The sequence below is a fragment of the Streptococcus sp. 2022WUSS135 genome (assembly GCF_044427045.1).
GTDB classification, from domain to species: domain Bacteria; phylum Bacillota; class Bacilli; order Lactobacillales; family Streptococcaceae; genus Streptococcus; species Streptococcus hashimotonensis.
In genome coordinates, this window is sequence record NZ_JAOTGL010000062.1 from 1 (window position 1) to 1,366 (window position 1,366).

The 1,366-nt window shown below is 45.2% G+C and carries 1 protein-coding gene; it reads right to left on the minus strand.

Going from position 1 to position 1,366, the window contains the following annotated elements; translation table 11 throughout:
* Positions 1 to 149: 149 nt before the first annotated feature.
* A complete protein-coding gene (locus ODU45_RS09920; RefSeq protein WP_398581234.1) occupies positions 150 to 1,064 on the minus strand; it encodes an SH3 domain-containing protein in 915 nt (304 codons plus the stop codon).
* Positions 1,065 to 1,366: the final 302 nt, after the last annotated feature.

Consider the following 1,366-nt stretch of genomic DNA (forward strand, 5'->3'; position numbering starts at 1 on the left):
CATTTTCATGCCTTTCTAGTTGTTTTGTCGTTATTATAATTATAAAGCATGAAATGGAAAACGAGCAACTCCTAATTGGAATTGCTCGTTTTTTATATGTGAGAAGCTAGTTTTTGCCCAGCCTCTTTTAAATATTGTCTTTTTTGTGATCAGAAGATGGCGATGTAGCGTCGGGCACCTGAGTAACTGATATAGCTAATCCATGTGCGACCTTCGGCAGTAATAACTTTATCATAGCGAACGACTGAGCCAGCTCCGTAGAAGGTGATTTCAGGACTGGACAGACTTGGATTGTTGCGGACACTAGAGTAGGACTGGATGGTGTAGCTTCCTGATGCTGGTAGGCTATTGTTTGTAGATTGAGTAATGGTAGGTTGGATAGCGATATAGCGCCGAGCTCCAGAATAGCTGATATAGCTAATCCATTGTTGTCCGTCGGCTTCAAGAACCTTGTCGTAGCGGACGCTTTCGCCAGCATAATAGTAATCGAGGGTAGGGCTAGATAGACTAGCTTGAGATTTGATGGCCAGTTGGCTGGTAAAAGTATAGGTGCCGCTTGGGGCTAAGGCGGGTTGAGAGTTGGTTGTTCCCGCTCCGAGGTCTTTAAAATGAATGTAGCCGCTAACGGCATTTTTGGGGATAACTCGCCTTCCGTAGGTATAGCGAACACCGTAGTTGTATTCCTCGATCTCTACGGTATCTCCATTTACTGCAGAAACCCATGCGACATGCATGGGAGTTTCCCACCAGGCAACGGCGCCGACAGTAGGTGTCATGTTAACTTGATAACCTTCTTGTTTGGCACGATGGCCCCAAACATTGGCATCACCATAGGCAGGTGGCAATGTAAAACCGTTCATTGTGCTAAGTCGAAAGGCTACAAAGGAGGTGCACTGGCGTGTGTAGAGTCTCCATGGATCGACTGCATCAACTGCTGTGTAGGGATAGTCATCTCCTCGTGCATTGGCTGAGGCTGAAGGTGGGGATTGTAAATTGATACCGACAATGAAAATGGCGGCTAGAAGCTGACAGGCGATTCCTTTTCTTTTCAAGAATGTTTTCATTATTTCTCCTTGTGTAGTAGATGTAGAGGCATCACGTGTACCTCCCATCTATATATTCGTAATTGAAATGAATCTTTTTGATTTTCATTTGGCATAAGGAGTTGTTGTGATAAGGAATCGGAAACGATAGTAGGCAATGTGGTAGAAAAAAGCCTCGGCTGATGGCCGAAGGCTTTGATTATGTGACTTTTAGTCCGTCACGCTCCGTAAGGTGCGTGACAAATAAACCACCCGCTATGCGGGTGCGCGACGAAGGTTATACCAAAAAACTCCAAACGCGATACAATAAAGGTGTTCAAGCC

Coding starts and splice junctions, on each gene's coding strand:
- ODU45_RS09920 (WP_398581234.1), bottom strand. CDS start 1,064: ATGAAAACATTCTTGAAAAGAAAAGGAATCGCCTGTCAGCTTCTAGCC.